Origin of the sequence: Gemmiger formicilis (genome assembly GCF_016901605.1) — a bacterium.
Taxonomy (GTDB): Bacteria; Bacillota; Clostridia; order Oscillospirales; family Ruminococcaceae; genus Gemmiger; species Gemmiger formicilis_B.
Genome location: NZ_JACJKP010000211.1, coordinates 1 through 4156, shown reverse-complemented (window position 1 = coordinate 4156; position 4156 = coordinate 1). Strand labels below are relative to the sequence as shown.

Genomic DNA, 4156 nt, shown 5'->3' with positions numbered 1-4156 from the left:
TACTGTTTGACCTGGACGGAACTTTGCTCAATACCATCGACGATCTGGCCGATTCCGCCAACCGTGTCTGCGAAGCCCACGGCTGGCCTACTTATGATGTGGCGCAGTATTGTTATTTTGTAGGCAACGGCATCCCCAAACTGGTGGAACGGTTCAGCCCGGAATCCGCCCGCACGCCGGAACAGCTGGCGGCCACGCTGAAGGAATTCGACGCCCAATACGGCGCCCACATGTTCGATAAAACCGCCCCGTACCCGGGCATGCCGGAACTGCTGCAGCGTCTGCACGCAAAAGGCATCCGGATGGCGGTATTCTCCAACAAAGCCGACGAATTTGCCGGGGACGTGGTGGCGCGGTACTTTGACCGCAGCCTGTTTGAGGTCATCCGCGGCGCACGGGCGGGCGTACCCACCAAACCCGCGCCGGAAGGCACCCGTGCCCTGATGGCATATCTGGGCGTCACGCCGGAGAGCGGCAAAGTCCTCTATGTGGGCGACAGCAACGTGGATGTGGCCACGGCCCACAACGCCGGGCTGCCCTGCTGCGGTGTGTTGTGGGGATTCCGCACCCGGGAAGAACTGCAGGAAGCCGGCGCCGAGTACCTGGCCGCCGACACCGCCGAACTGGAAAAAGTTATTTTAGGGTGATGACAGTTTCTTTGCCACCAACTCATGGGGAAAATAGTTAGAGTTTCTTTGCCTACTTTCTTTGCAAAGAAAGTAGGGGCAAAGAAAGTAGGCGTACTTCTACAAAATCCAATAAGGGAGATATGCTACGATGATAGCACAGCACTATAAAGATATGCTGGGGGCAAAGTCGGTTATTCGGGAAATTTCCGAATGGAGCACCGCCCGCGGCAAGGAAATCGGTTACGAAAACGTATTTGACTATTCGCTGGGCAATCCGTCGGTGGCCTGCCCGGCTCAGTTTACCCAGACCTGCCTGCACCTGCTGGAACGCACCGACCCGGTGGCGCTGCACGGCTATACGCCGACCCTGACCCTGCCGGAAGTGCGGGCCAAAGTGGCCGAAAGCCTGAACCGCCGGTTCGGCATGGACTACACCGCCGACCATATCTTTATGGCGTCCGGTGCGGCGGGGGCGCTGGCCCACGCGGTACGCTGCGTGGCGGTGCCGGGACAGAACATCGTGACCTTTGCGCCGTTTTTTCCGGAGTACAAGCCCTATGTGGAGGGTGCCGGTCTGACGCTGCGGGTGGCGCCGCCCCGGGTGGAGGATTTCCAGATCAACTTTGATGCGCTGGATGCCCTGGTGGACGAAAACACCGCCGCCGTGCTGATCAATTCGCCCAACAATCCCAGCGGTGTGGCTTACAGCGCCGAAACCCTTACCCGGTTGGCCGCTTACCTGACCGCAGCAGGGGAGAAGTTCGGCCACCACATCTTCCTGATTTCCGACGAACCCTACCGGGAAATTGCCTTCGGCGGGCTGGAAGTGCCCTACCCGGCCAAATTCTACCCCGATACCCTGACCTGCTACTCCTTCTCCAAGAGTCTGAGCGTGCCGGGCGAACGTATCGGATACCTGGCCGTGAACCCCAAGGCTGAGGATGCCGCCTATATTGTGCCCATGTGCGGGCAGATCTCCCGCGGGACGGGCCATAACTGCCCGTCGGGGCTGTTCCAGCGGGCGGTGGCGGAGTGCATCGACCTGACCAGCGACCTCTCGGTGTACGAAACCAACATGGAACTGATCTACGCCGAACTGAAACGGCTGGGCTTCACCGTAAACAAACCGGACGGCACCTTCTACATCTTCCCCAAAGCGCTGGAAGAGGACGCCAACGCCTTCTGCCGCAAAGCCATGGCCTACGACCTGGCCCTGGTCCCGGGGGATACTTTCGGCTGCCCGGGCTATTTCCGGATGGCTTACTGCATCGAAACGGAGAAAGTGCGCCGCAGCTTTGCCGCGCTGGAAAAGTTCGTCCGGGAGCAGTACGGCGTCAACGTCTGAAAAAAACAGGGAATAGGGGCACCGTAACAGGGAAAAATAGTTCCTGTATCGCTGTTTCTATGGTACAATAGGGTAAAGTTTCTTTGCTTCTTTCTTTGCAAAGCGGGAAGGAAACATCCCTTTACTGGGCAGGAACCATGGTTCCTGTACCACCCTATGCATGGAGCAATAAGGTAAAGTTTCTTTGCTTCTTTCTTTGCAAAGCGGGAAGGAAAGATTCCTTTACTGGGCAGGCACCATGGTTCCTGTACTGTCCCATGCATGGAGCAATCAGGTAAAGTTTCTTTGCTTCTTTCTTTGCAAAGCGGGAAGGAAACATCCCTTTACTGGGCAGGCACCATGGTTCCTGTACTGTCCCATGCATGGAGCAATAAGGTAAAGTTTCTTTGCTTCTTTCTTTACAAAGAAAGAAGGAACACACAAAAAGGATGAATGTTATGTCGATTATACGCCGATTTTTACCGGTATTGCTGGCAGTCACGATGCTGGCGGGCTGTTCCAAGAAAGCCAAGACTCCCGAACCCACACCCACGTCGGCACCTGCTGCCACGGCGGCGCCGACGCCGGAACCCACCCAAACGCCGGAAAGTGCGTTGGCCATGGCGACGGCGTCCATCAATGCCACAAAGGATGCTCCCCAGGTAAAAGACCCTTTGACCTGGAACGAAGCTGCCGATGCCCTGATGGAAAAGCTGCTGGCGGAATTCGGCGGGGAAGGCATGACGCTGGACGCCGAGGACGGGTTCCCCTATCTGCTGGCGGTAAACCGTGCCGCCAACACCGTGACGGTGTACACCACCGACGAGAACAACCAGTACACCGTGCCCTTTATGGCGATGGTTTGCAGCGGCGGCAGCGACACCCCCACCGGTTACTGGAAAACCCCCGTCAACTATGAATGGCGGCTGCTGATGGGCCCCAGCTACGGGCAGTATGCCACCCGCATCTATGACGCCTACCTGTTCCACAGCGTGCCCTATTACAGCCAGCATAAAGACGACGTGGAATACGACGAATTCAATAAACTGGGCACCATTGCCAGCCTGGGCTGCATCCGGCTTGCGGTGGTGGATGTAAAATGGATCTACGATAACTGCCCCATCGGTACGCCGGTGGTGATCTACGACGACGAGAACGACCCCGGCCCCATGGGCAAACCGGGCACCATCTACACCGACCCCTCGGACGAGAGCAAGCGCGGCTGGGACCCCACCGACCCGGACCCGGCCAATCCCTGGGATGATGCCTACGAAACCGGCACGGCTATCCGCAGCCAGGCAGCCTGGGACCAGTGGGACGCCGAACACGAAAACTGGCTGGAAAGCCTGACCCCCACTGATTTGCAGGGTTGGAGCACCGATTCCAGCATTGTGGGCACCCGCGGATAACCTGCTTTCTTTGCCCCTACTTTCTTTGCAAAGAAAGTAGGCAAAGAAACTCCAACTATTTATCCCGCAAAATCATTTTTTCTTCTTTTATAGAAAAAAGGCATGGTCTTAGGACCATGCCTTTTTGTTTGAAATTTCTTCGGTTCCTTCTTTATAAAGAAGGAACAAAACTTACGTTTTCAAAGTAATGTAATACACCGGGCAGCGGGCCACATCGGTAAGCAGGGTGGCGGACTGGATGTCCAGAACTTCTTCGGCCAAAGCCAGCAGTTCGTCGGCGTCATAGATGTATCCGTACAGCACAAACCCCTGGGAAAGATCCCGGCTTTCCACCGCATCGGCCAGACTGGCGGCATCGTCGGTGCCGGAAGCCTGGTACACCGCTTCCCGCTGGGCAAATTCCGGCAGGAACAGGTCGGGGGCTACCTCATACCCGGCCGCGTTGAGCACCACCGCCGGCAGGGAAGCCGTATCCTCCAGCGCCGGGGCCCGCCCCGCATACTGGGTGTAGAGATACCCGTTGCCCTGGGTCAGGTGTGCCGACAAAACCGGCAGCAGCACCACAATGGCCAGCAGCGGTTCCCACCGGGGATACAGTGCCGACAACCGCGCCACCACCGCCGCCCCGGCCAGAATCAGCGGACCATACACCAGCACATAATACCGGTCTGCCTCAAAGGGGGCTACCTTGTTGATCACCACAATGTAGAAAAGCCCCGCCAATGCCAGCATGCAGGCAAACAACCCCATGCCCCGGGGCCGGCAGCCTGCCTTCCAGAGGATGGCCGCCGCCA

General features: G+C 57.7%; 4 protein-coding genes. 3 read left to right on the top strand and 1 reads right to left on the bottom strand.

Annotated features, from left to right (window positions below):
- Positions 1 to 2 precede the first annotated feature (2 nt).
- The 3 genes from H6B10_RS12950 (at position 3) to H6B10_RS12940 (ending at position 3362) form a co-directional block, all read left to right on the top strand.
- A complete protein-coding gene (locus tag H6B10_RS12950) occupies positions 3 to 647 on the top strand; it encodes an HAD family hydrolase (protein WP_243427383.1) in 645 nt (214 codons plus the stop codon).
- Between the two features lie 130 nt (positions 648 to 777).
- Positions 778 to 1974, top strand: a complete 1197-nt coding sequence (locus tag H6B10_RS12945) for a pyridoxal phosphate-dependent aminotransferase (protein ID WP_204651986.1) — start codon at positions 778 to 780, stop codon at positions 1972 to 1974.
- Between the two features lie 437 nt (positions 1975 to 2411).
- Complete coding sequence (locus H6B10_RS12940; protein WP_204651985.1) at positions 2412 to 3362, top strand: L,D-transpeptidase; 951 nt, start codon at positions 2412 to 2414, stop codon at positions 3360 to 3362.
- A 171-nt stretch (positions 3363 to 3533) separates the two neighbouring features.
- Here the strand turns inward: H6B10_RS12940 and H6B10_RS12935 are convergent.
- On the bottom strand, positions 3534 to 4156 hold a 623-nt coding region (locus tag H6B10_RS12935), incomplete at its 5' end, for a hypothetical protein (RefSeq protein ID WP_204651984.1).